A 23,044-nucleotide genomic window follows, 5' to 3' on the forward strand; every position below is an offset into this window, starting at 1 on the left:
TGCGTTTATAAGACAGGTGTCATGCCACTGTTCAATCTGACGAAACCCCGTTCAGTACCCCTGTGCCAGCCGTTGCACCCACAGGGTTCAAGTCAACGCCTGACGTACCTGCTTCTCCAGTTCAACCTTCAACCCCGGCTCCAGCTTCAGCTGCCGCGCCAGCTCATCGAGGTAGGACTTCTCCATGAAGCTCTCTTCATCCACCAGCATCACACTGGCGATGTACATTTCGGCGGCCATTTCCGGCGTGCTGGCAGCGCGGGCGACTTCGGCCGGGTCGAGTGGCTTGCCGAGTTCGGCATGCAGCCACTGCTGTAATTGCTGATCGCTGTCGAGTTTGGTGAATTCGCCTTCGATCAACGCACGTTCGCGGTCATCGACATGGCCATCGGCTTTGGCGGCGGCCACTAACGCTTTGAGAATTGCCTGACTGTGCAGTTCGACTTGTGCCGCCGGCAACCGATCAAGCGTTTGCGGTTCGGTTTGAGGGGCTGTGCCCTGCTGGGCCTGCCAGTTGCCATACGCCTTGTAGGCAATCACGCCCAAGGCCGCGAGGCCGCCGTAAATGGCGACTTTGCCGCCAACTTTGCGGACCTTCTTGTTACCCAGCAGAAGCCCCATGGCGCCGGCCGCCAGCGCCCCACCGCCCGCGCCCGAGAGCAAGCTGCCGAGGCCGCCCGAACCACCGTTGCCACCGAGCAATCCGCCCAGGCCACCGCTGGACACCTTGTTCTGTGCGCCGCCGGCCTTGTTCTGCAACAGGTCCTGGCCGGACTTGAGGAGCTGATCGAGCAATCCACGCGTATTCATTTTTGCCGCCTCCACGAAACGGGTTAACCGGACACTTGAGGCCACCAGCCTAGATCGAAAGTGCCCCGCCTCTCCCGGCGAGAGTGCTTCTGGATGTTGCCTTGTCAAAACTGGCTATCGATTAAAAAGATATACACTCGATTAAATCTATAAAAACCGCCCACCGGGTATTGCCCATGATGACCCTGCGTCAAATCCGCCATTTCATCGCTGTGGCCGAGACCGGCTCGATCTCTGCCGCTGCGCAAACCGCATTCATTTCCCAGTCGACCTTGACCCTGGCGATCCAGCAACTGGAAGAGGAGATCGGCGTCAGCCTGTTCAACCGACACGCCAAAGGCATGAGCCTGACCCACCAGGGCCATCAGTTCCTGCGCCAGGCACACCTGATTCTGGCCACCGTGGACAACGCCAAACGCAGCCTGCAACAGAGCACCGATCAGGTCGCCGGCCAATTGATCATCGGCGTAACCAGCCTGGTGGCAGGTTATTACCTCGCCGATCTGCTCACCCGCTTCCAGCGCGCCTACCCCAACGTCGAGATCCGCGTGATGGAAGACGAGCGGCCATACATCGAGCATTTGCTGGTCAGCGGTGAGATCGATGTTGGTGTGTTGATCCTCTCCAACCTCGAAGACCGCCACGCTTTGCAGACTGAAGTGCTCACCCACTCACCTCATCGGCTATGGCTGCCGGCCCAGCATCCATTGCTGGAACACGACAGCATCAATCTCGCCGATGTGGCCCGCGAGCCGCTGATTCAGCTGAACGTCGATGAAATGGACCGCAATGCCCAACGCATGTGGTCCGCCGCCTCGCTGCAGCCACGCATCACCCTGAGAACCGCCTCGACGGAGGCCGTGCGAAGTCTGGTGGCAGCCGGTCTGGGTGTGTCGATCCAGCCCGACATGACCTACCGCCCTTGGTCGCTGGAGGGCGACATCATCGAAGCGCGGCCGATTGCCGACCTGAGCCAGACCCTCGACGTCGGTCTGGCCTGGCGTCGCGGCACCGCGCGACCGGCGTTGGTGGACCCGTTCCTGACGGTCGCTCGCGAGCAGCCTCACGGCGGGCGTAAGCCATCTATTTAATCGAACGCCACCTTCAGTATTTAGAATTTGTCGACCTCGGGCCCGCGCACTAGTCTTGATACATCTATAAGACGGCCGCGCCCCAGTCACAGGGAGCAGCATGGCCACACAAGAAAAGAGAACCCGAAAAATGGCTGGCGCGCAGACCCCGTTGTTCACCGCGTTGTTGATCGATGGCGAATTGGTCGCAGGCCAGGGTTTTGTCGAGCCGATCCTCAACCCGGCCACCGGTGAAGTGCTGACGCACATTGCCGAAGCCAGCACCGAGCAAGTCGAAGCCGCGATTCACGCCGCTCACCGCGCCTTCGCCGGTTGGTCGCGGACCACGCCGCAACAACGTTCGAACCTGTTGCTGGACATCGCCAACGCCATCGAAAAACAAGCCGACCTCCTTGCCCGCCTCGAATCCCTGAACTGTGGCAAGCCGTTGCACCTGGCCCGTCAGGATGATTTGAGCGCGACGGTCGACGTGTTCCGCTTCTTCGCCGGAGCCGTACGCTGCCAGACCGGCCAGCTCAGTGGCGAGTATCTGCCGGGCTACACCAGCATGGTCCGTCGCGATCCGATTGGTGTGGTCGCATCGATTGCGCCATGGAACTACCCGATCATGATGGCCGCGTGGAAAATCGCCCCGGCCCTCGCCGCTGGCAACACGCTGGTGTTCAAACCTTCGGAACACACGCCACTGTCGATTCTGGCCCTGGCGCCCGCGCTGGCCGAAATCCTGCCGCGCGGGGTGATCAACATTGTCTGCGGCGGCGGTGAAGGCGTCGGCAGCCATTTGGTCAGTCATCCCAAAGTGCGCATGGTCTCCTTGACCGGCGATATCGTTACCGGGCAGAAAATCCTCCAGGCCGCTGCGAAAACCCTTAAACGCACCCACCTTGAGCTCGGCGGCAAAGCGCCGGTGATCGTCTGCAACGATGCGGACATTCAGGCAGTGGTCGAAGGCGTGCGCACTTACGGCTATTACAACGCCGGCCAGGATTGCACTGCCGCGTGCCGGATTTATGCACAAGCCGGGATTCACGACCGCCTGGTGGCCGAACTCGGCGCGGCGGTCAGCAGCCTGCGCTTTGCCGGCAAACGCGATGCCGACAATGAGATCGGCCCGCTGATCAGCACCCGCCAGCGCGACCGTGTGGCCAGTTTTGTCGAACGCGCCCTAGGCCAGCCACACATTGAACGGGTGACCGGCGCGGCGGTGCATTCCGGTGCCGGGTTCTTTTATCAGCCCACCTTGCTGGCCGGTTGCAAGCAGAGCGATGAAATCGTCCAGCGCGAAGTGTTCGGGCCGGTGGTCACCGTGACCCGTTTCGACGAACTCGAACAAGCAGTGGACTGGGCCAACGACTCCGAATACGGCCTCGCCTCCTCCATCTGGACCCAGAACCTGGACAAGGCGATGCAGGTCGCGGCTCGCTTGCAGTACGGCTGCACCTGGATCAACAGCCATTTCATGCTGGTCAGCGAAATGCCCCACGGCGGCCTGAAACGTTCGGGCTACGGCAAAGACTTATCCAGCGATTCGCTCCAGGACTACAGCGTGGTGCGGCACATCATGGCGCGCCACGGACAGCATCTCTGACTACGCTAATAACAAGCCGCTAACGGCATGCTTCACCACGTTCACAACTGCCCCGACCATAATTAAAGAAGAGGGAAATCCCATGTTCGTGCACAAGACCGCACTGTTCAGTGCAATCACCACCGCGCTGCTGGCCAGCGCCAGTCTGCAGGCCGCCGAACCGCTGAAAGCGGTCGGTGCCGGCGAAGGTCAGCTGGATATCGTGGCATGGCCCGGCTACATCGAACGTGGCGAAAGCGACAAGGCTTACGACTGGGTGACCGGTTTCGAGAAAGAAACCGGCTGCAAGGTCAATGTGAAAACCGCGGCGACTTCCGATGAGATGGTCAGCCTGATGGCCAAGGGTGGTTACGACCTGGTGACCGCCTCGGGGGACGCCTCGTTGCGGTTGATCGTCGGCAAGCGTGTGCAGCCGATCAATACGGCGTTGATTCCGAACTGGAAAAACATCGATCCGCGTCTGAAAGATGCGCCTTGGTACGTGGTTAATAAGCAGACCTATGGCACCCCTTACCAGTGGGGCCCGAACGTGTTGATGTACAACACCAACGTGTTCAAGACCGCGCCCACCAGCTGGGGCGTGGTGTTCAACGCGCAGAACCTGCCGGATGGCAAGCCGAACAAGGGACGCGTGCAGGCCTATGACGGCCCGATCTACATCGCCGACGCCGCGCTGTACCTGAAAACCGCCAAGCCGGAATTGGGTATCCAGAACCCGTATGAACTGACGGAAGCGCAGTACAAAGCGGTGCTCGATCTGCTGCGCGCCCAGCAGCCGCTGATCCACCGCTACTGGCATGACACCACCGTGCAGATGAGCGACTTCAAAAACGAAGGCGTGGTTGCCTCCGGTGCCTGGCCGTATCAGGTCAATGGCCTGATGAACGAGAAGCAGCCGATTGCTTCGACCATTCCAAAAGAAGGCGCCACCGGTTGGGCGGACACCACGATGTTGCACGCCGAGGCCAAGCACCCGAATTGCGCTTACAAGTGGATGGACTGGTCGTTGACCCCGAAAGTCCAGGGTGACGTGGCGGCGTGGTTCGGCTCATTGCCTGCGGTACCGGCGGCATGCACCGGCAGCGAATTGCTCGGTGCCGAAGGCTGCAAAACCAACGGTTTCGACCAGTTCGAGAAGATCGCCTTCTGGAAAACCCCACAGGCCGAAGGCGGCAAGTTCGTGCCATACAGCCGCTGGACCCAAGACTACATCGCGATCATGGGCGGCCGCTAAGCCCTCATCGCGAGCAGGCTCACTCCCAGATGTAAACGCATTCCAATGTGGGAGCGAGACTGCTCGCGATGCTTTTAAAGATTCAGATTTTCGGAGTTCCGCAACATGACACTTGCAGTCCAGTTCACCAACGTTTCCCGTCTATTCGGCGAAGTGAAAGCCGTAGACCGGGTTTCCATCGACATCCAGGACGGCGAGTTTTTTTCCATGCTGGGCCCTTCCGGGTCCGGTAAAACAACCTGCTTGCGCCTGATCGCCGGGTTTGAACAACCGAGCGCAGGCTCCATCCGAATCCACGGCGAAGAGGCCGCTGGATTGCCGCCGTATGAGCGTGACGTCAACACGGTGTTTCAGGATTACGCCCTGTTCCCGCACATGAACGTGCTCGACAACGTCGCCTACGGTTTGAAAGTCAAAGGCGTTGGCAAAGCCGAACGCCAGAAACGCGCCGAAGAAGCCCTCGACATGGTTGCCCTCGGCGGCTACGGCGAGCGCAAACCGGTGCAACTGTCCGGCGGTCAGCGCCAGCGTGTGGCACTGGCCCGCGCCCTGGTCAATCGCCCCCGAGTGCTGCTGCTCGACGAGCCATTGGGCGCGCTCGATTTGAAGCTGCGCGAACAAATGCAGAGCGAACTGAAAAAGCTGCAACGCCAACTGGGCATCACCTTTATCTTCGTCACCCACGACCAGACCGAAGCGCTGTCGATGTCAGACCGCGTGGCCGTGTTCAACAAGGGCCGCATTGAACAGGTCGACACACCGCGCAACCTGTACATGAAACCGGCGACCACCTTCGTCGCTGAATTCGTCGGCACCTCCAACGTGATTCGCGGTGATCTGGCGAAGCAACTGAGCGGCAATCCACAGCCGTTTTCGATTCGCCCGGAACACGTGCGTTTCGCCGAAGGTCCGCTGGCCAGTCATGAGATTGAAGTCAGCGGCGTGCTGCATGACATTCAGTACCAAGGCAGCGCCACGCGCTATGAACTGAAGCTGGAAAACGGCCAGACCCTCAATATCAGTCAGGCCAACGTGCAGTGGCTGGACGTCAGCGCCCAGCACCAGACCGGGCAGCGCATCAATGCTCGCTGGGCGCGCGAAGCGATGATCCCACTGCACGACACCGTTGTCGGCGGGGTGTGAGATGACCAGCGTGGCTATCCCTCAAACCCCGGCCAGCGGCTCGCCGTTGCGCAGGTTTTCCAACCTGCTGTATCGCCGGCCGAACTTTTACCTGTCGCTGCTGCTGGTGCCGCCGCTGCTATGGTTCGGCGCGATCTACCTCGGTTCGCTTTTGGTGCTGCTGTGGCAGGGTTTCTATACCTTCGATGACTTCACCATGACGGTCTCGCCAGAACTGACCCTGGCGAATTTCACCGCACTGTTCCAGCCGTCAAACTTCGACATCATTCTGCGCACCTTGAGCATGGCCATTGTCGTTTCCATCGCCAGCGCCATCGTCGCGTTCCCGATCGCCTATTACATGGCGCGTTACACCACGGGCAAAACCAAAGCGTTTTTCTACATCGCGGTCATGATGCCGATGTGGGCCAGTTACATCGTCAAGGCGTACGCCTGGACCTTGCTGCTGGCCAAGGGTGGCGTGGCGCAGTGGTTCGTTCAACACCTCGGCCTGGAGCCGGTGTTGCAGTTCGTGCTGGGTATTCCGGGCGTGGGCGGCAGCACCTTGTCGACCTCGCACCTGGGCCGCTTCATGGTGTTCGTCTACATCTGGCTGCCGTTCATGATCCTGCCAATCCAGGCGTCGCTGGAACGCTTGCCGCCGTCGCTGCTGCAAGCCTCGGCCGACCTAGGCGCGAAACCGCGCCAGACCTTCATGCAGGTGATTCTGCCGTTGTCGATTCCGGGCATTGCCGCCGGTTCCATCTTTACCTTTTCCTTGACCCTGGGCGACTTCATCGTGCCGCAACTGGTGGGCCCGCCGGGCTACTTCGTCGGCAGCATGGTGTATGCCCAGCAAGGCGCGATCGGCAACATGCCGATGGCCGCGGCCTTCACGTTGGTGCCGATCGTGTTGATCGCCATCTACCTGACCATCGTCAAACGACTGGGGGCCTTCGATGCGCTCTGATGTGAAAAAACAAAAGCCTGAAAAGCAGGGAGATCAAGCTTCACTGGGCTTGCGGATCGCAGCATGGGGCGGGTTGGTGTTTCTGCACTTTCCGATCCTGATCATCTTCATGTACGCCTTCAACACCGAAGACGCGGCCTTCAGCTTTCCGCCCAAGGGTTTCACCCTGAAGTGGATCGGCGTGGCGTTCGCGCGGCCGGACGTACTGGAAGCGATCAAGTTGTCACTGCAGATTGCGGCCGTCGCCACCATGATTGCGCTGGTCCTCGGCACGCTGGCGTCAGCGGCGTTGTACCGACGTGATTTCTTCGGCAAGCAAGGCATTTCGCTGATGCTGATCCTGCCGATTGCGTTGCCCGGGATCATCACCGGGATCGCGTTGCTGGCGACCTTCAAGACACTGGGCATCGAGCCCGGGATGTTCACCATCATCGTTGGTCACGCGACCTTCTGCGTGGTGATCGTCTACAACAACGTCATCGCCCGCTTGCGCCGCACGTCCCACAGCCTGATCGAAGCATCGATGGACCTCGGTGCCGATGGCTGGCAGACCTTTCGCTACATCGTCCTGCCGAACCTCGGCTCGGCGCTGCTGGCCGGGGGCATGCTCGCGTTTGCGCTGTCGTTCGACGAAATCATCGTCACTACCTTCACTGCCGGCCATGAACGCACCCTGCCGCTGTGGCTGCTCAACCAGCTCAGCCGCCCAAGGGACGTGCCGGTGACCAACGTCGTCGCGATGCTGGTGATGATGGTGACCATGCTGCCGATTCTCGGCGCCTATTACCTGACCCGTGGCGGTGAAAGCGTGGCGGGCAGTGGCGGGAAGTAAACAACTCACAGACAACAATTATCCCTGTGGGAGCGGGCTTGCCCGCGATGACTGACTGACATTCGACACATGTGTCGACTGTAAAACCGCTATCGCGGGCAAGCCCGCTCCCACAGGGCCTGGTTTCCACAGAAGAACAACAATAGTTTTGAAGAGGACAAGACAATGCAAACCAAACTCTTGATCAACGGCCAACTGATCGACGGCGACGGCCCCGCCCAACCCGTATTCAACCCGGCGCTGGGCCGTGTGTTGGTGGAAGTCAACGAAGCCAGCGAAGCCCAGGTCGATGCCGCCGTGCGCGCCGCCGACAGCGCCTTCGAAAGTTGGTCGCAAACCACCCCGAAAGAGCGCTCGCTGCTGCTGCTCAAACTCGCCGACGCCATCGAAGCCCACGGTGAAGAGCTGGCCAAACTGGAATCGGACAACTGCGGCAAGCCTTACAGCGCAGCGCTCAATGACGAGATCCCGGCGATCGCCGACGTGTTCCGTTTCTTCGCCGGGGCCAGTCGCTGCATGAGCGGTTCGGCAGGCGGCGAATACCTGCCGGGCCACACCTCGATGATCCGCCGCGACCCGGTCGGCGTGATCGCCTCGATTGCGCCGTGGAACTACCCGCTGATGATGGTCGCGTGGAAAATCGCCCCAGCCTTGGCCGCCGGTAATACCGTGGTGCTCAAGCCGTCGGAACAAACCCCGCTGACCGCGTTGCGCCTGGCCGAACTGGCGTCGGAAATTTTCCCGGCCGGCGTGCTTAACCTGGTGTTTGGTCGTGGTCCTACCGTCGGTAGCCCACTGGTCACCCATCCGAAGGTGCGCATGGTCTCGCTCACCGGTTCGATTGCCACGGGTTCGAACATCATTTCCAGCACCGCCGACAGCGTCAAACGCATGCACATGGAACTGGGCGGCAAGGCTCCGGTGATCATCTTCGACGACGCCGACATCGACGCCGCCGTGGAAGGCATTCGCACCTTCGGCTTCTACAACGCCGGCCAGGACTGCACCGCCGCCTGCCGCATCTACGCGCAGAAAGGCATCTACGACAAGTTCGTCGAGAAGCTTGGCGAGGCCGTCAGCAGCATCAAGTACGGTTTGCAGGATGATCCGTCGACCGAATTGGGTCCGCTGATCACTGCGCAACATCGCGACCGCGTGGCCGGCTTCGTCGAGCGCGCCGTGGCTCAGCCGCACATCCGCTTGATCACTGGCGGCAAGGCTGTCGACGGCAATGGTTTTTTCTTCGAACCAACGGTGTTGGCCGACGCGCAGCAGGACGACGAGATCGTACGCCGCGAAGTATTCGGACCCGTGGTTTCGGTGACCAAATTCACCGATGAAGCGCAGGTATTGGGTTGGGCCAACGATTCGGACTACGGCTTGGCGTCGTCGGTCTGGACCTCGGATGTCGGCCGCGCACATCGCCTTTCGGCACGCTTGCAGTACGGCTGCACCTGGGTGAATACGCACTTCATGCTGGTCAGTGAAATGCCCCATGGCGGTCAGAAACTGTCCGGTTACGGGAAGGACATGTCGATGTACGGGCTGGAGGACTACACCGTCGTTCGGCATGTGATGTTCAAACACTAAAGCTTCGTCGGAACGCCGCCCGGAGCAAGCCCGCTCCCACATTTGAAATGCATTCCATGTGGGAGCGGGCTTGCTCGCGAAGGTGTCACTTCGGTTTCAAGGTAGAAACCGGCACCACGCACCACCAGGTTTCAAAGCCAGAAAACCAAAACAATAACCACCGATCCGGGCAGCGCCTCACGGCCCCGCCACGGTTTCGGACATCCGAAATCTGCCGATTTTCCGGAGCTTACACACCATGAGTGCACTACCCGAACTCTCTGCAGCCGTCGCCGACAGCGATGCCGAGCAGCTACGCAAACTGGGTTACACCTCCAACTTCAATCGCAGCATGAGCCTGTGGGAAAACTTCGCCCTGGGCTTCACTTACCTCTCCCCGGTCGTCGGGGTGTATACCCTCTTCGGCCTGTGCCTGGCCGCCGGTGGGCCACCGATGTTCTGGGCCTATTTGCTGGTCGGTTGCGGCCAGTTGCTGGTGTGCCTGATCTTCGGTGAAGTGGTTTCGCAATTCCCGATTTCCGGTGGCGTCTACCCATGGGCTCGCCGTTTAGTGGGCAAACGCTGGGCGTGGATGGTCGGCTGGATCTACTCCATCGCATTGTGCGTGACCATTGCCGCCGTTGCCGTCGGTGCCGGTCCTTACCTGGCCGCGATGATGGGCTTTGAGCCAAGCAACAACACCAACATCGTCATCGCGCTGTTCCTGACGTTGTTCGCCACCCTGGTCAACCTCAGCGGCACCAAAGTACTCGCGCGGATCGCCATGTTCGGCTTCATCTGCGAGCTGGTCGGCGCGGTGATCGTTGGCGTGTACCTGCTGATCTTCGAGCGTCACCAGTCAATCAGCGTGCTGTTCAACACCTTCGATATCAGCGTTGATGGCTCGTATCTGCCAGCCTTCCTCACCGCCTCGCTGGCGGGGATGTTCCTGTACTACGGCTTCGAGGCCTGCGGCGATGTCGCCGAAGAAACCCCGAATCCGAGCAAGCAGATTCCAGTGGCCATGCGCATGACCATCTACATCGGCGGCATCGCGGCGATGTTCGCCTGCCTGGCGCTGATCCTCGCCGTACCGGACATGCAAGCCGTGATCAACGGCACCGACAAGGACCCGGTCACCACCATCCTTAACAACGCGTTCGGCCCGGTCGGTTCGAAAGTGGTGATGGGCGTAGTGATGATTTCGTTCATCTCCTGCGTTATCAGCCTGCAAGCGGCGGCGAGTCGTCTGCTCTACTCCTACGCTCGCGACGAAATGGTCATCGGCAGTTCACTGCTCAAGAAGATTTCGCCTACAACCCAGGTTCCGGTGGCGGCACTGTTCGTCTCCGGCGTCCTGCCGGCGCTGATCATCATCCTGGGCTTCTTCCTGCAAGATGCCGTGGCAACCATCGTCAGCTTCGCAGCCATCGGCATCTACCTGGCCTTCCAGATGATCGTTCTCGCGGCGCTGTATGCGCGCCTGAAAGGCTGGAAACCCAGCGGCAAATTCACCCTCGGCGCCTGGGGCTGGGTGGTCAACATCGGAGCGCTGATCTACGGCGTCGGCGCCATCATCAACATGGCCTGGCCACGCACGCCGGATGCGGCGTGGTACATCAACTACGCGATGGTGTTGAGTACCGCGATCGTTATCGGGTTGGGGTTGATCTACATGTGGATTGCCAAACCGTATGATCACGGGAAGGCGCCTGCGGGGGATGCTTGGAAGGTTAGTCGCTAATTGAGTTTCGCCCTGGTGTTGGTTGCAGCACCGGGGCGAAATGTGAGGACGTTAAATCGACTGAGGTACTGAAAGGGCTTCGAACTCATTCATCAGCAGATGAATTTCAGTACTGGGATTGGGCTCGCCACTGTTAGCGGCATCGGTAAGCACTCGAGGGGAAAGTGTTCTTGCTGTATTGAAAGGCACTCCCTTTAAAAGATCAAAATGACTGACATTTTCACCCTTCTCATACCCTTCCATCAGAAGCTGAGACCTAAGACTCTTGGCCACGAGTTCACCCGGTGACTTCCCACCCACAGCAGCGAACGGTTTCCTGTTATAGCCAAAGTGCAGCAGTAACCAAAATTCGAAACAGGGAAAAGACGCTATCACTTTTATCTTGGGATGCGGCTTCGCCAAGTCGATCGCCCGATTGAAGCAAAAGTGAGTATCGCGGTCCAAGGCGCAAAAAACTTTGTCGAAAGCCTTTTGCCGTGCAATGGCTCTTTCAACAATTCCGCTTGGATGAGTCACGCCACAATGGGCAACTTCAACCTGAGCATTCGCTCGAAAGTGAAATGCCGCATCCTCCAGGTATCGCTTTCCTGACTTGCTGTCCTCACAGAGAACGAGCACCTTGGGTTGCTGCTTGAATCGGGATTTTTTTCGATCAAATAACCGTACCGAGCGCCCCATGATCACCTCCTCTTGATCAGCGGCAAACCACGATAACGGCCTTCGAAGTAGCGCCTTTCAACATCCTCGCCCTCGCGCCCTTCAAAGTCGTGAACGGAGAAAAGGCACGTTGCGCCGTTGGTATCACGTTCAGTGATCCAGAACTGATCGCGCCGCAGTGTTCGAGCGTTCATTAGATGCGTATCGTGAGTCGTAAAAATCAGCTGAGTGTTCAGCCCGCTGTCCAAATGTTTTTCAATCAAATCGGCAACTATGGTTGGGTGAAGACTACTGTCCAATTCATCGACAGACAGTATTCCGCTACCGTCGGTGTGATTGATCATGAACCAGGGCAACCAAAATCCAATCAGGTTTTTCGTACCCCCGGACTCCTCTGAAAAATCAAACTCCGCTCGCCCCAAATGACTCGTATGCGTCAGGGTTATCTTGTCTTTTTGCGCTGCGGCAAAGAACTCTTTAAGCGTCAGTTTTTTACTGACCGGTAAAACGTCCGCATCCGTATTGAGCTGAATTTGCGAGACTGGAATATCAACGGCCTTCAGAAAGTCTCTCAAGTCGCTCGTGTAGTCGGATGCCATTTGAAGAAACCTGATCGATGCCGCCGACAACCCCATCAAATTGTTCTGCTCAATAACGAGAAGACCGGACTGAAACCAGGCAAATGGCTGTCGCAGTTGCGTCAGCTCTTCGCTGCTGTTCGCGATGGCTTGCGCAATGAACAACATCTTGGGGCTGGTTAAACGCCGCCAGGCATTGTGAACCTCTTTGCCTCCCTCAAGGTTTGAGCCAAATACATACTCCTCGCCTTCCTTACTCAAAAAACGCCGATACAACAGTGTTTCCTTCCCTTTCGGGTATGAAACGAGGTGCTCCTCAAGTATTCGTTGTGCCGTCATGCGCAACACAAACCGATATCGAAGTGAGCCTTGAATAAAGTTGTATTCGAAACAGCTCGGCTCGTCATGAAGTTGCGGATCAAACCGAAACGGTGAGACAGGTAGCGGTTCATCATTTGACGTTGGCGGTGAGGCAAGCAGCGTCCCCATGACGCCCATCGCCCTGATCAGCGAAGATTTACCCGATGCATTCGGCCCATATATCGCAGCCACCTTCAGCAAATCCGGCAGCTTCTCTCCATTTGCCACCGACTTGAAAATGTTGCGCTTTTTGCTCAAGCGCGGTGTAGCAGCCATTGACAGGGTTTGCCTGTCACGGAAGGAGCGATAATTGGAAACTGAAAACTCAATCAACATGTAGCAAACCTGCAGTTCGTTCCTGAATACGGAAAAAACTATAGGAAAAACCAAGGCTGCAACGCTGCTTCACTGCACTTCAAGCAAAAACAGGAAATTCCTACAGATCGAGCCTTCCGATAAAGGCTCCAATTCCTACAACACGCGGCGCCAGAGTAGACTTGGCGCCGCGAGCGCCTGAACGATAGGCTTTACCTCGTCGCTGCCAAATCAGCGACCCGGGGTCGAAGCCGGTAAATCATCAACATGGCGCATCCGCGCCCCCATAAGAACTGGGGCAATTTTTGCCTTTCAGCTTCACTTTATGGTGGGCCGTGTGGCGCGGGCCTCTCGGCTTTTCCGTGTTGATCGAGAATGTTCCGACTTCGAACGCCGCACGGTCCGCCACCCATAATCTGTCGAAGGATTAGTGGCGGCTCCCTTTTCAACATGGAGTCGAAAAATGCTCAAGCACACGCTAAATCCGTCTGATACCCATCCTCATTTCATCCCATCAGTCTTCACCCGCCACAACCGCTTCCTACACGCTTTCATGCAAGACAACCAAGCCTGGTTCTGCGTCCAGGATCTCGGTCGCTTGATGGGCCGTCCGCTGGACCAACGCCTCACCCTGAAACTCGACCCCGATCAACGCCGTTACGTCTGGCTACTCAAGAATGGCAAAACCGTCGAATCACTGATGGTCAGCGAATCGGGAATGTATGCCTTGCTAGTCCATCATTTCGTCCCGGAAAACCGAAATCTGCGTCAGTGGCTGAGCAATGAAGTCATACCCACGCTGCGCGAGTCGAAAGCGACGTCTGTGGATAACATTCCAAGCCTGAGTTCATTGCAGTGGGCCGGGATCTCGGTGCCGCTGCTGCATTGGCAGCATCAGGCCTGGATCAAGTGGCGGGACATGCCTGATCTGATGCAGGCACAGCGACCGTTCACGATCGTGGGCACCTTTATGTGAACGCAGTGAAAAAATGAAAAGGGGGCGGACCTCACCGTCCGCCCCCTTTGGTTTGAGTACACCTTCTCAATCTCCTGAAAGAGTAATCCGCAGCCATGAGCAAGCTACACATCCTCAGCCAAAGCGTCGTCCAAATGATTCCAAGCGATGGAGTCTTTACAGAAAACTATCTGCAACAAACCATCGAGCAAAAAAACGTCACTGCTCGCCGCCAAACAATCCACGAAGGTATCTCCGATGCCGACGCAGGAAAACTGATCAGTCTGGCCACCGTAAAAGCCAAATGGCTTTCACGGTAACCATCGACAGTCAAAACCGCGAAACAGTCCGCATCGCATCCACCAGATACCGCATCGCAATCCGGTCGCTCTCCGATAACTCGCGATACCTTTCCAACAATTTCATTTCGTCCGTACTGAGCCGGCGCCTTCGCCGTTCGGTCGCCAGGCAAGGAAAGATTCCCAGCAATTGGGTGATGCCTTGTACTTTCGTCATGGACGATGTCCTTCTATAAGCCCGAGAAAACTTCAAAAACCGCATCGCCCTCTCCTTTTTGTTTGTCGCCGGCCTGAAGGGCAGAAACCGGTCATGAACACAGAATAGGAACATTCGCGGCGCTGAAAAGCGGTTTTTAGAGTAATTAGTCAAAAAAAGCAGAAATGCCCTATGAATCAGAAAGTACTGTGGGAAAACTTCACCGACATCTCTTGTTTCATTGCCGTGTGTCCAAAGTGCTACCAATCATTTTTTCTCGGTAACCGAACCGTTTAAGCTATTTGTTATCTGTGTAGAGTCCGTTGCGTTTGGCCGAAGGCATGTCCGAACCGATATTTTTGATCCAGCACGTGCCAGGAACGGCGCGGGATTGTTCACGACAGGTTGTACTTATGCATCGCAGGAATTTGCTCAAAGCGTCCATGGCCATTGCGGCTTACACCGGTTTATCGGCCTCTGGCCTGATGGCCGCGCGTGCCTGGGCAAGCAATGGCACCGCTGATGGCGACGCCCAGGCGTTCGATTTCGAGGCGCTGAAGATCCAGGCCAAGCAACTCGCCGGCAACCGCTATCAGGACACCAAGCAAGTTCTGCCGCCGACACTGGCGACCATGACGCCGCAGAATTTCAATGCGATCCGCTACGACGGCAACCACTCGTTGTGGAAAGACTTGAACGGTCAGCTGGACGTGCAGTTTTTCCACGTCGGCATGGGTTTCAAGCAACCGGTGCGCATGTACAGCGTCGATCCAAAGACGCGGCAGGCCCGTGAAGTGCATTTCCGCCCTTCCCTGTTCAACTACGAAAAAACCACGGTCGACACCAAGCAGCTCACGGGCGATCTGGGGTTTTCCGGGTTCAAGTTGTTCAAGGCACCGGAACTGGACCGCCACGATGTGCTGTCCTTCCTCGGCGCCAGCTATTTCCGTGCGGTAGATGCCACGGGCCAGTACGGTTTGTCGGCCCGCGGACTGGCGGTTGATACCTACGCCAAGAAGCGTGAGGAATTCCCGGACTTCACCAAGTTCTGGTTCGAGACGCCGGACAAGGACAGCACCCGCTTTGTGGTCTACGCCCTGCTGGATTCGCCGAGTGCCACCGGCGCGTACCGTTTTGACATTGACTGCCAGGCCGGCCAGGTGGTCATGGGCATCGACGCGCACATCAATGCGCGGACCGCCATCGAACAATTGGGCATCGCACCGATGACCAGTATGTTCAGCTGCGGCACCCACGAGCGCCGCATGTGCGACACCATTCACCCGCAGATCCACGATTCGGATCGCCTGGCGATGTGGCGTGGCAACGGCGAGTGGATCTGCCGTCCACTGAACAACCCGGCGACCCTGCAATTCAACGCCTTCGCCGACACCGACCCGAAAGGTTTCGGCCTGGTGCAGACCGATCACGAGTTCGCCAGCTATCAGGACACCGTCGACTGGTACAGCAAGCGCCCGAGCCTGTGGGTAGAACCTACGACGGCGTGGGGCGAAGGCTCTATCGATCTGTTGGAAATTCCTACAACCGGCGAAACCCTGGACAACATCGTCGCGTTCTGGACCCCGAAAAAACCGGTCGCAGCCGGTGACTCCCTGAACTACGGCTACAAGCTCTACTGGAGCGCGTTGCCGCCGGTCGGCACACCGCTGGCGCGGGTCAATGCGACTCGTTCGGGCATGGGCGGCTTCATCGAGGGCTGGGCGCCGGGCGAGCATTACCCAGAGGTCTGGGCGCGCCGGTTTGCTGTGGACTTCACAGGCGGCGGTCTGGACCGCTTGCCGGAAGGCGCGGGGATCGAGCCGGTGGTGACGTGCTCCAACGGCGAGGTCAAGGACTTCAATGTGCTGCTGCTCGATGACATCAAGGGTTACCGGATCACTTTCGACTGGTACCCGACCAATGACAGCGTGGCGCCAGTGGAACTGCGGTTGTTCATCCGCACCAATGACCGCACGTTGAGTGAGACCTGGTTGTACCAGTATTTCCCGCCGGCACCGGATAAGCGTAAGTACAGCTGATCGTCAGTCGGTGTCTGGGCCGGCCCTATCGCGAGCAAGCCCGTTCCCACAGGTGATCTTCGTTGGATACAAAATCTGTGTCTTATGAAAATCCAGTGTGGGAGCGAGCCTGCTCGCGATGAGGCCAGCCCAAGCGCTGAATATCCCTTTCGCAAAAAAAAAAGCCCCGATCAACTCGATCGGGGCTTTTTGCTTCTACAGCATCACTCAGTCACGCAAATCAGACTCATGAATCGGCTGATCGCGATGCGTCGCCCGCTGATACTGCGCCGGCCAGGTGGCCTTGCGGCCACCCAGGTCATCATCGGCATGCAGCGGCCAGTACGGGTCGCGCAGCAGCTCACGCGCGAGGAAGATGATGTCGGCTTGGCAGGTGCGCAGAATGTGCTCGGCCTGCGCAGGCTCGGTAATCATTCCTACCGTGCCGGTGGCAATGCCTGACTCCTTGCGCACCCGTTCGGCGAAGCGGGTCTGATAACCAGGTCCTGTAGGAATCTCGGCATTGGCCGCTGTGCCACCGGACGACACATCGATCAAGTCCACGCCCAGATCCTTGAGACGACGCGCCAGCTCGACGGTTTCATCCGGGTTCCAGCCGTCTTCCACCCAGTCGGTGGCCGACACCCGCACGAACAACGGCAGTTCTTCAGGCCACACCGCACGCACTGCTTCGGTAACTTGCAGCACCAGCCGGATCCGGTTCTCGAACGAGCCGCCATACTGGTCGCGGCGCTGATTGCTCAGCGGCGAAAGAAACTGATGCAACAGGTAACCGTGGGCAGCGTGGATTTCGACAACTTTGAAACCGGCGGTCAACGCTCGCTTGGCCGAGGCGACAAAGGCCTGGATGACCTCAGCAATCTGGCCCTCATCGAGTTGCTTGGGCGGTGTGTGCTGCGGGTCGAAAGCAATCGGTGAAGGACCGACCGGGACCCAGCCACCGTCGTCGGGTTTGACGCTGCCATGCTTGCCGAGCCACGGCCGATGGGTACTGGCCTTGCGTCCGGCGTGTGCCAATTGAATACCGGCCACCGCGCCTTGAGCGGTGATGAAGCGGGTGATGCGTTGCAACGGTTCGATTTGATCATCGTTCCAAAGACCGAGGTCTTCGGCGGTGATGCGCCCGTCGGCCGTGACCGCCGTGGCTTCGGTGAACACCAGCCCGGCACCGCCGACAGCGCGGCTGCCGAGGTGGACCAGGTGCCAGTCATTGGCCAGTCCATCGACGCAGGAGTACTGGCACATTGGCGATACCGCGATGCGGTTGAGCAGGGTCAATTGACGAAGGGTATAGGGTTCAAGCAGCAGACTCATGGGGCACCTCTCGAATCAGTGGGCAGGCTCCAGGGTTCTGTTTGAAAAGTCGACGAGTGACAGGAAAAAGGTAGAGCACCCGCCCCCGCGGGCAAAAAATTCGACAAGACGTCACAAGGATTATCAAGCAGTGCTTAGAGCCTAGTCGACATCGCGGGATGAGGGAGGGTTCCGGGGATATTTGGCGTCAGGTAGATCGTTATCGCGGGCAACCCCGCTTCCACAGGGTTTGCCCGCGACGAGCTCAACGAGGTTCGATATGGGCAATCATCAATTGCACCGTCTCGTTCCCGCGAAACTCGTTGAGGTCGAGTTTGTACGCCAGCTCTACCCACTTGATGGTGGGATTCGGCCAGATATCACGGTCGATACCGAACGCAATGCCATCCAGTTTCACCGAGCCGCATTCGCTTTTCAGCACCACTTTGAGGTGCCGCTCGCCGACCACGCGCTGCTCGACCAACTGGAACACGCCATGAAACAACGGTTCCGGAAAGTGCTGCCCCCAAGGCCCGGCATGGCGCAAGGCGCGGGCCAGTTCGAGGTGGAATTCTTCGACCGCCAACACCCCGTCCGACAGCAGCCGTCCGGTCAGGTCTTCTTCGCGCAATTGCCTGCGCACTTCGGCGTCGAAGGCCTCGGCGAACAACGGAAAATTTGCTTCCGGCAGCGTCAAGCCGGCCGCCATCGCGTGGCCGCCGTATTTGCTGATCAGGTTCGGATGCTGCGCCGCCACCACGCTCAGGGCGTCGCGAATATGGAAACCCTGGACCGAACGTCCCGAGCCCTTGAGCAAGCCATCGCCTGCATCGGCAAAGGCAATCGTCGGACGGAAATAGCGTTCTTTCATACGCGAGGCGAGGATTCCGATGACACCTTGGTGCCACTCTGGATCGAACAGGCACAAGCCAAACGGCATCGACTCGACCGGCAGGTCCTTGAGCTGAGCCAGCGCTTCACGCTGCATGCCCTGCTCGATGGATTTGCGGTCCTGGTTCATGCCGTCGAGCTGCACGGCCATTTCCCGGGCCAATCCTGCGTCGTCGGTGAGCAGGCATTCGATGCCAAGGCTCATGTCATCCAGGCGCCCCGCCGCATTCAGGCGCGGGCCGACAATGAAGCCCAGATCAGTCGAGGTGATCCGCGCAGGCTCACGCTTGGCGACTTCGAGGATCGCCTTGATCCCCGGCCGTGCGCGCCCGGCACGAATGCGCTCCAGGCCCTGGTGCACCAGAATCCGGTTGTTGGCATCCAGCGGCACCACGTCGGCCACGCTACCGAGCGCCACCAGGTCCAGCAATTCGCCGATGTTCGGCTGCGGCTTGCTTTCGTACCAGCCGAGGCTGCGCAAACGCGCGCGCAGCGCCATCAACACATAGAAAATCACCCCGACGCCGGCCAGCGCCTTGCTTGGAAACCCGCAACCCGGCTGGTTGGGATTGACGATGGCATCGGCCAGCGGCAGCTCATCGCCCGGTAAGTGGTGGTCGGTGACCAAGACTTTGAGCCCGGCCTTTTTCGCCGCAGCGACGCCTTCAACACTGGAAATGCCGTTGTCCACGGTGATGAGCAACTGTGGCGTGCGCGTCAACGCGACTTCGACGATTTCCGGGGTCAGGCCGTAGCCGTATTCGAACCGGTTTGGCACCAGGTAATCGACATGCGCCGCACCCAGCAGGCGCAACCCCAACACGCCTACGGTACTGGCGGTGGCGCCATCGGCGTCAAAGTCGCCGACGATCAGAATTCGCTGACGCTGTTCCAGCGCCACGACCAGCAAATCCACCGCTGCATCGATGCCTTTGAGCTGCTGGAACGGGATCAGCCGCGCCAGGCTTTTGTCCAGTTCAGCCTCCGACTGCACGCCACGCGCCGCGTACAAGCGGGTCAGCAGCGGCGGCAGATCACCGAGGAATGGCAGGGTGTCGGGCAACAGGCGAGGTTCGATGCGCATGGGGTGACAGGTGCTTCTCTTGAATACGTAGGATAAAACCGGACAAAGCGGTCCAGCGACGAATAATCAGCCGCGTTCGCCGCTCAGCCATTGCAATTGGACTTCGTGCTGACCACGGTCGTCGGTGACGAAAATAGTCCCTTCGCTGATCATCACGTCCCACTTGATAACGCGCGGCATGTCTTTAGCCAGGGTTTCCAGCACGTCTTGCGGCACGGCGGCGATGTGCACGTTTTTCAGGTTCTTGATCGCCGGGATCACTTTGGTTTCCCAGACACGCAAGCTGCCGTAGGCCAACAGACTTGTGCGCTCGGTGCGGCGCGAGCACCAGGTCAGGCGATCAGCGTCTGGCTGACCGACTTCGATCCAGTGCAGGACACGGTCATCCAGGCTTTTTTCCCACAGGGCTGGTTCATCCACGTCCGACAGACCGCGACCGAACGACAGCTGCTCGTTGTACCAGAAGGCGTAGGCCAGCAGCCGCACGGTCATGCGCTCTTCGGTTTCCGACGGGTGACGGGCAATGGTCTGCTTCACAGACTCGTAGACGCTGCGGTCGAGGTCGGTGAGGTTCAGTTCAAACTTGTAGGTCGTGGACGGCTGGGCCATGAACGGGCTTCTTGATACGAGGAAAGGCGGCAAGTCTAACCGATGCGGTAGGCAATCAACGAATTGAAGGCGATCAACCATGCTTGTCTGACGTTGGGCTATGTTAAAAGGCTATATCCCTTTACCGTTTGTCCTACAGGTTCCAGCATGCCGTTCACCGCCAAACCGCTTTCAGGTCTTAAAGTCATCGAATTGGGCACCTTGATCGCCGGGCCTTTTGCCTCGCGCATCTGCGGTGAGTTTGGCGCCGAGGTGATCAAGATCGAGTCTCCCGACGGCGGTGATCCGTTGCGCAAATGGCGCAAGCTGTATGAAGGCACCTCGTTGTGGTGGTTTGTCCAGGCACGCAACAAGAAGTCGCTGACGCTGAACCTGAAACACCCGGACGGTCTGGCGATTCTGAAAAAGCTGCTGAGCGAAGCGGACATCCTCATCGAGAATTTTCGCCCTGGCGTCTTGGAAAAACTCGGCCTGGGCTGGGAAGTCTTGCACGCGCTGAACCCGAAACTGGTGATGGTGCGGCTCTCGGGCTTCGGCCAGACCGGGCCGATGAAAGACCAGCCGGGTTTTGGCGCCGTCGGCGAATCCATGGGCGGTCTGCGCTACATCACCGGTTTCGAAGACCGGCCACCGGTGCGCACCGGGATTTCCATCGGCGACTCGATTGCCGCGCTGTGGGGCGTCATTGGCGCGCTGATGGCGCTGCGTCATCGCGAGGTTAACGGTGGCGAGGGCCAAGTGGTCGACGTTGCGTTGTATGAAGCGATCTTCGCCATGATGGAAAGCATGGTCCCGGAGTTTGACGTCTTCGGCTTTATCCGTGAACGCACCGGCAACATCATGCCGGGCATCACGCCCTCCTCGATCCACACCAGCGCCGACGGCAAACATGTGCAGATCGGCGCCAATGGCGATGCAATCTTCAAGCGTTTCATGCTGATCATCGGTCGTGAAGACCTGGCCAATGACCCGGTGCTGGCCAGCAATGACGGGCGCGACAGTCGTCGTGACGAGATTTATGGCGTGATCGATCGCTGGGTCAATTCGCTGCCGCTGGACACGGTACTTGCCCAGTTGAATCAGGCCGATGTGCCGGCCAGCCGGATCTTCAGCGCCGAAGACATGTTCAGCGATCCACAATACCTGGCCCGGGAAATGTTCCTCCAGGCCAAGCTGCCGGATGGCAAAGACTTCAAGATGCCGGGAATCGTGCCGAAACTCTCAGAGACACCCGGCACATCGGAATGGGTCGGGCCGCAGTTGGGCGAACACAATGCGCAGGTACTGAACGATCTTGGTTATGACAAGGAACAGATCGCAAAGCTGCGTGAAGACGGGGCCATCTAAGCTGAGGCGCCTGCTCTCATCAGCCAGTCACAACACCCGCCACTGGTGCGCAGTGGCGGCTGTCGGGCTATCGGCCGGGTTGGCATCTCCGGTCTGGGCACAGCCTAAAGAGACGCTGATTTGGTTGCTGCGCGATTTGCCGCCAACGATGATCCTTGAAGGACCAAAAAAAGGTCAGGGGATTATCGATCACATGTTGCCGCTGTTGATCGCCGGCTTGCCGCAATACGAGCACACGCTGATGCGGGTCAATCGCGCCCGGGCCATGCAAATGCTCCACGAAGAATCGTTTACCTGCGACCCCTCCCTGGTCTGGACCAAGGAGCGGGAACAGTGGATTACGTTCTCGATTCCGGCCTTCCGTGCCGTGAGCAACGGGCTTGTCGTGCGCATGGAAGATCGATCGGTGCTTGAGCCGTTCTTGATCGACGGAGAAGTCGATCTGGCGGCGCTGCTGATCAATGGGCAAAAGAAAGTCGGCGTGGTGGCCGAGCGCAGTTACGGTGAGGTGCTCGACACATTGCTCAAACAGGCACCGGACGGTGCCCTGATGCCTCACTACGGCAACGATGCCCTGAGCAGTCTGTTGCAGATGCAGCGTCTGGGCCGATTGCAGGTGGTGCTGGGTTACTGGCCAGAAATCCGCTACCTGGCCCAACAAGCGAACATCGCCGATGACGAGCTGGCGTTTTATCCGATCAAGGGTACGGGCAAGTACCTGTCCGGGCACATCGGTTGCTCCAGTACACCCCAGGGCCGACAGGCTATCAGCGAAATAAATCAGCTGTTGCGCACCTTGCCTCACGAGGGACTGGACCGGTTGTATGCCGACTGGCTCGATCCGCCAAGGCGTAAGGATTACCTGGAAGAAACCAAGGCGTTTTTCGAGCATCAAGCCGGGCAGTGACAAATCGCAGGCAAAAGAAACCCCGAGAAGTGGGGAGACGACTCGGGGTTAAACGTGGCCTACATAAAGACCAGTGGCAGCAAGCGACAAGCACCGGAGCACAATGCTTGATCCTGCTGTTACATGCTCTGACTGACGTGGGCGCAGGAAGGTTCCCACAAAAACGCAATTCAATTGCGGCTGGCCAGGATCTTGTCCTGAGCCGCATTGCGCAACGCCGCAATCACACAGGGCTCCAGTCGCCCTTCGGCAATCAGCAGATCGCGGTGCAAACCATCGACCACATCGGTCAGCTGGCGTTTATCGGCCAGCTGGGCCTGGTTGAACAGCCGTTCGACCATGATCGCGCCGGTCGTACTCTTCAGCGTCACCAGGCATTCGCCATGCGCGCCCGAGGGAGTCAGCGTGACCTGATACGGGCTCAGCGCCTCACCAAGCAATAGACTGATACTTTCCATCTCGATCACCACTCAATAGTCCGAAAACAAAGTGCCTGGGGCCTGTCTACAATAAGTGACCACTGGCCCGAGAAGAAAGTTCTGAATTCCAGCTCC

Annotated in this window: 21 protein-coding genes; 13 read left to right on the forward strand and 8 right to left on the reverse strand. The window is 58.6% G+C overall.

Features of this window, described 5'->3' with window-relative positions:
- Window positions 1–87: 87 nt before the first annotated feature.
- Entirely contained in the window at window positions 88–810 is a 723-nt protein-coding gene (locus HNR03_RS07025) for a tellurite resistance TerB family protein (RefSeq protein WP_259151781.1), read from the reverse strand.
- 176 nt (window positions 811–986) lie between these two features.
- Here HNR03_RS07025 and HNR03_RS07030 point away from each other — a divergent pair, with 176 nt between their 5' ends.
- The 8 genes from HNR03_RS07030 to HNR03_RS07065 all read left to right on the forward strand — a co-directional run bounded on the left by HNR03_RS07030 (window position 987) and on the right by HNR03_RS07065 (window position 10,960).
- Entirely contained in the window at window positions 987–1,901 is a 915-nt protein-coding gene (locus HNR03_RS07030) for a LysR family transcriptional regulator (RefSeq protein ID WP_090187962.1), read from the forward strand.
- Between the two features lie 100 nt (window positions 1,902–2,001).
- A complete protein-coding gene (locus HNR03_RS07035; RefSeq protein ID WP_259151782.1) occupies window positions 2,002–3,489 on the forward strand; it encodes a gamma-aminobutyraldehyde dehydrogenase in 1,488 nt (495 codons plus the stop codon).
- An 82-nt stretch (window positions 3,490–3,571) separates the two neighbouring features.
- The gene (gene ydcS, locus HNR03_RS07040; protein WP_259151783.1) at window positions 3,572–4,723 is read left to right on the forward strand and encodes a putative ABC transporter substrate-binding protein YdcS; all 1,152 of its coding nucleotides are present in this window, start codon (window positions 3,572–3,574) and stop codon (window positions 4,721–4,723) included.
- A 105-nt stretch (window positions 4,724–4,828) separates the two neighbouring features.
- The gene (locus HNR03_RS07045; protein ID WP_090187970.1) at window positions 4,829–5,866 is read left to right on the forward strand and encodes an ABC transporter ATP-binding protein; all 1,038 of its coding nucleotides are present in this window, start codon (window positions 4,829–4,831) and stop codon (window positions 5,864–5,866) included.
- A 1-nt stretch (window position 5,867) separates the two neighbouring features.
- The gene (locus HNR03_RS07050; RefSeq protein WP_222589927.1) at window positions 5,868–6,815 is read left to right on the forward strand and encodes an ABC transporter permease; all 948 of its coding nucleotides are present in this window, start codon (window positions 5,868–5,870) and stop codon (window positions 6,813–6,815) included.
- The gene (locus HNR03_RS07055) at window positions 6,805–7,647 is read left to right on the forward strand and encodes an ABC transporter permease (protein ID WP_259151784.1); all 843 of its coding nucleotides are present in this window, start codon (window positions 6,805–6,807) and stop codon (window positions 7,645–7,647) included. Before HNR03_RS07050 ends, HNR03_RS07055 begins: the two co-directional genes overlap by 11 nt.
- Before the next feature lie 165 nt (window positions 7,648–7,812).
- Entirely contained in the window at window positions 7,813–9,237 is a 1,425-nt protein-coding gene (locus HNR03_RS07060; protein ID WP_259151785.1) for a gamma-aminobutyraldehyde dehydrogenase, read from the forward strand.
- A gap of 238 nt (window positions 9,238–9,475) precedes the next feature.
- Window positions 9,476–10,960, forward strand: coding sequence for an APC family permease (locus HNR03_RS07065; protein WP_259151786.1), 1,485 nt, complete (start codon window positions 9,476–9,478; stop codon window positions 10,958–10,960).
- A 51-nt stretch (window positions 10,961–11,011) separates the two neighbouring features.
- Here HNR03_RS07065 and HNR03_RS07070 read toward each other — a convergent pair whose 3' ends face one another.
- The gene (locus HNR03_RS07070; RefSeq protein ID WP_259151787.1) at window positions 11,012–11,638 is read right to left on the reverse strand and encodes an RloB family protein; all 627 of its coding nucleotides are present in this window, start codon (window positions 11,636–11,638) and stop codon (window positions 11,012–11,014) included.
- A gap of 2 nt (window positions 11,639–11,640) precedes the next feature.
- Window positions 11,641–12,891 carry an ATP/GTP-binding protein gene (locus HNR03_RS07075; protein WP_222589922.1) on the reverse strand — a complete coding sequence of 417 codons (1,251 nt, stop codon included), beginning with the start codon at window positions 12,889–12,891 and terminating at the stop codon, window positions 11,641–11,643.
- A 442-nt stretch (window positions 12,892–13,333) separates the two neighbouring features.
- Here HNR03_RS07075 and HNR03_RS07080 point away from each other — a divergent pair, with 442 nt between their 5' ends.
- Both HNR03_RS07080 and HNR03_RS07085 read left to right on the forward strand, forming a co-directional pair.
- The gene (locus tag HNR03_RS07080) at window positions 13,334–13,846 is read left to right on the forward strand and encodes a Bro-N domain-containing protein (protein ID WP_259151788.1); all 513 of its coding nucleotides are present in this window, start codon (window positions 13,334–13,336) and stop codon (window positions 13,844–13,846) included.
- A 95-nt stretch (window positions 13,847–13,941) separates the two neighbouring features.
- Window positions 13,942–14,145: a hypothetical protein gene (locus HNR03_RS07085; RefSeq protein WP_259151789.1), complete on the forward strand. Its 204-nt coding sequence runs from the start codon at window positions 13,942–13,944 to the stop codon at window positions 14,143–14,145.
- A 10-nt stretch (window positions 14,146–14,155) separates the two neighbouring features.
- Here the strand turns inward: HNR03_RS07085 and HNR03_RS07090 are convergent, their stop codons facing one another.
- Entirely contained in the window at window positions 14,156–14,341 is a 186-nt protein-coding gene (locus HNR03_RS07090) for a hypothetical protein (protein WP_259151790.1), read from the reverse strand.
- 392 nt (window positions 14,342–14,733) lie between these two features.
- On the opposite strand from HNR03_RS07090, the gene HNR03_RS07095 reads away from it, so the two are divergent.
- A complete protein-coding gene (locus tag HNR03_RS07095) occupies window positions 14,734–16,359 on the forward strand; it encodes a glucan biosynthesis protein D (protein ID WP_259151792.1) in 1,626 nt (541 codons plus the stop codon).
- 207 nt (window positions 16,360–16,566) lie between these two features.
- Here HNR03_RS07095 and HNR03_RS07100 read toward each other — a convergent pair whose 3' ends face one another.
- The 3 genes from HNR03_RS07100 to HNR03_RS07110 form a co-directional block, all read right to left on the reverse strand.
- Window positions 16,567–17,673, reverse strand: coding sequence for an NADH:flavin oxidoreductase/NADH oxidase (locus HNR03_RS07100; protein ID WP_259151793.1), 1,107 nt, complete (start codon window positions 17,671–17,673; stop codon window positions 16,567–16,569).
- A gap of 244 nt (window positions 17,674–17,917) precedes the next feature.
- A complete protein-coding gene (gene recJ / locus HNR03_RS07105) occupies window positions 17,918–19,627 on the reverse strand; it encodes a single-stranded-DNA-specific exonuclease RecJ (protein ID WP_259151794.1) in 1,710 nt (569 codons plus the stop codon).
- 66 nt (window positions 19,628–19,693) lie between these two features.
- Window positions 19,694–20,236 carry a YaeQ family protein gene (locus HNR03_RS07110; protein WP_008151638.1) on the reverse strand — a complete coding sequence of 181 codons (543 nt, stop codon included), beginning with the start codon at window positions 20,234–20,236 and terminating at the stop codon, window positions 19,694–19,696.
- Between the two features lie 147 nt (window positions 20,237–20,383).
- On the opposite strand from HNR03_RS07110, the gene HNR03_RS07115 reads away from it, so the two are divergent.
- Both HNR03_RS07115 and HNR03_RS07120 read left to right on the forward strand, forming a co-directional pair.
- Window positions 20,384–21,583 carry a CaiB/BaiF CoA-transferase family protein gene (locus tag HNR03_RS07115; protein WP_222589915.1) on the forward strand — a complete coding sequence of 400 codons (1,200 nt, stop codon included), beginning with the start codon at window positions 20,384–20,386 and terminating at the stop codon, window positions 21,581–21,583.
- Window positions 21,564–22,490, forward strand: coding sequence for a TIGR02285 family protein (locus HNR03_RS07120; protein WP_405046039.1), 927 nt, complete (start codon window positions 21,564–21,566; stop codon window positions 22,488–22,490). Before HNR03_RS07115 ends, HNR03_RS07120 begins: the two co-directional genes overlap by 20 nt.
- A 170-nt stretch (window positions 22,491–22,660) precedes the next feature.
- Here the strand turns inward: HNR03_RS07120 and HNR03_RS07125 are convergent, their stop codons facing one another.
- On the reverse strand, window positions 22,661–22,948 hold the full coding sequence (locus HNR03_RS07125) for a DUF3509 domain-containing protein (RefSeq protein WP_259151796.1): 288 nt from the start codon (window positions 22,946–22,948) through the stop codon (window positions 22,661–22,663).
- Window positions 22,949–23,044: the final 96 nt, after the last annotated feature.

The organism is Pseudomonas sp. JAI111 (genome assembly GCF_024809425.1).
Classification (GTDB): Bacteria; Pseudomonadota; Gammaproteobacteria; order Pseudomonadales; family Pseudomonadaceae; genus Aquipseudomonas.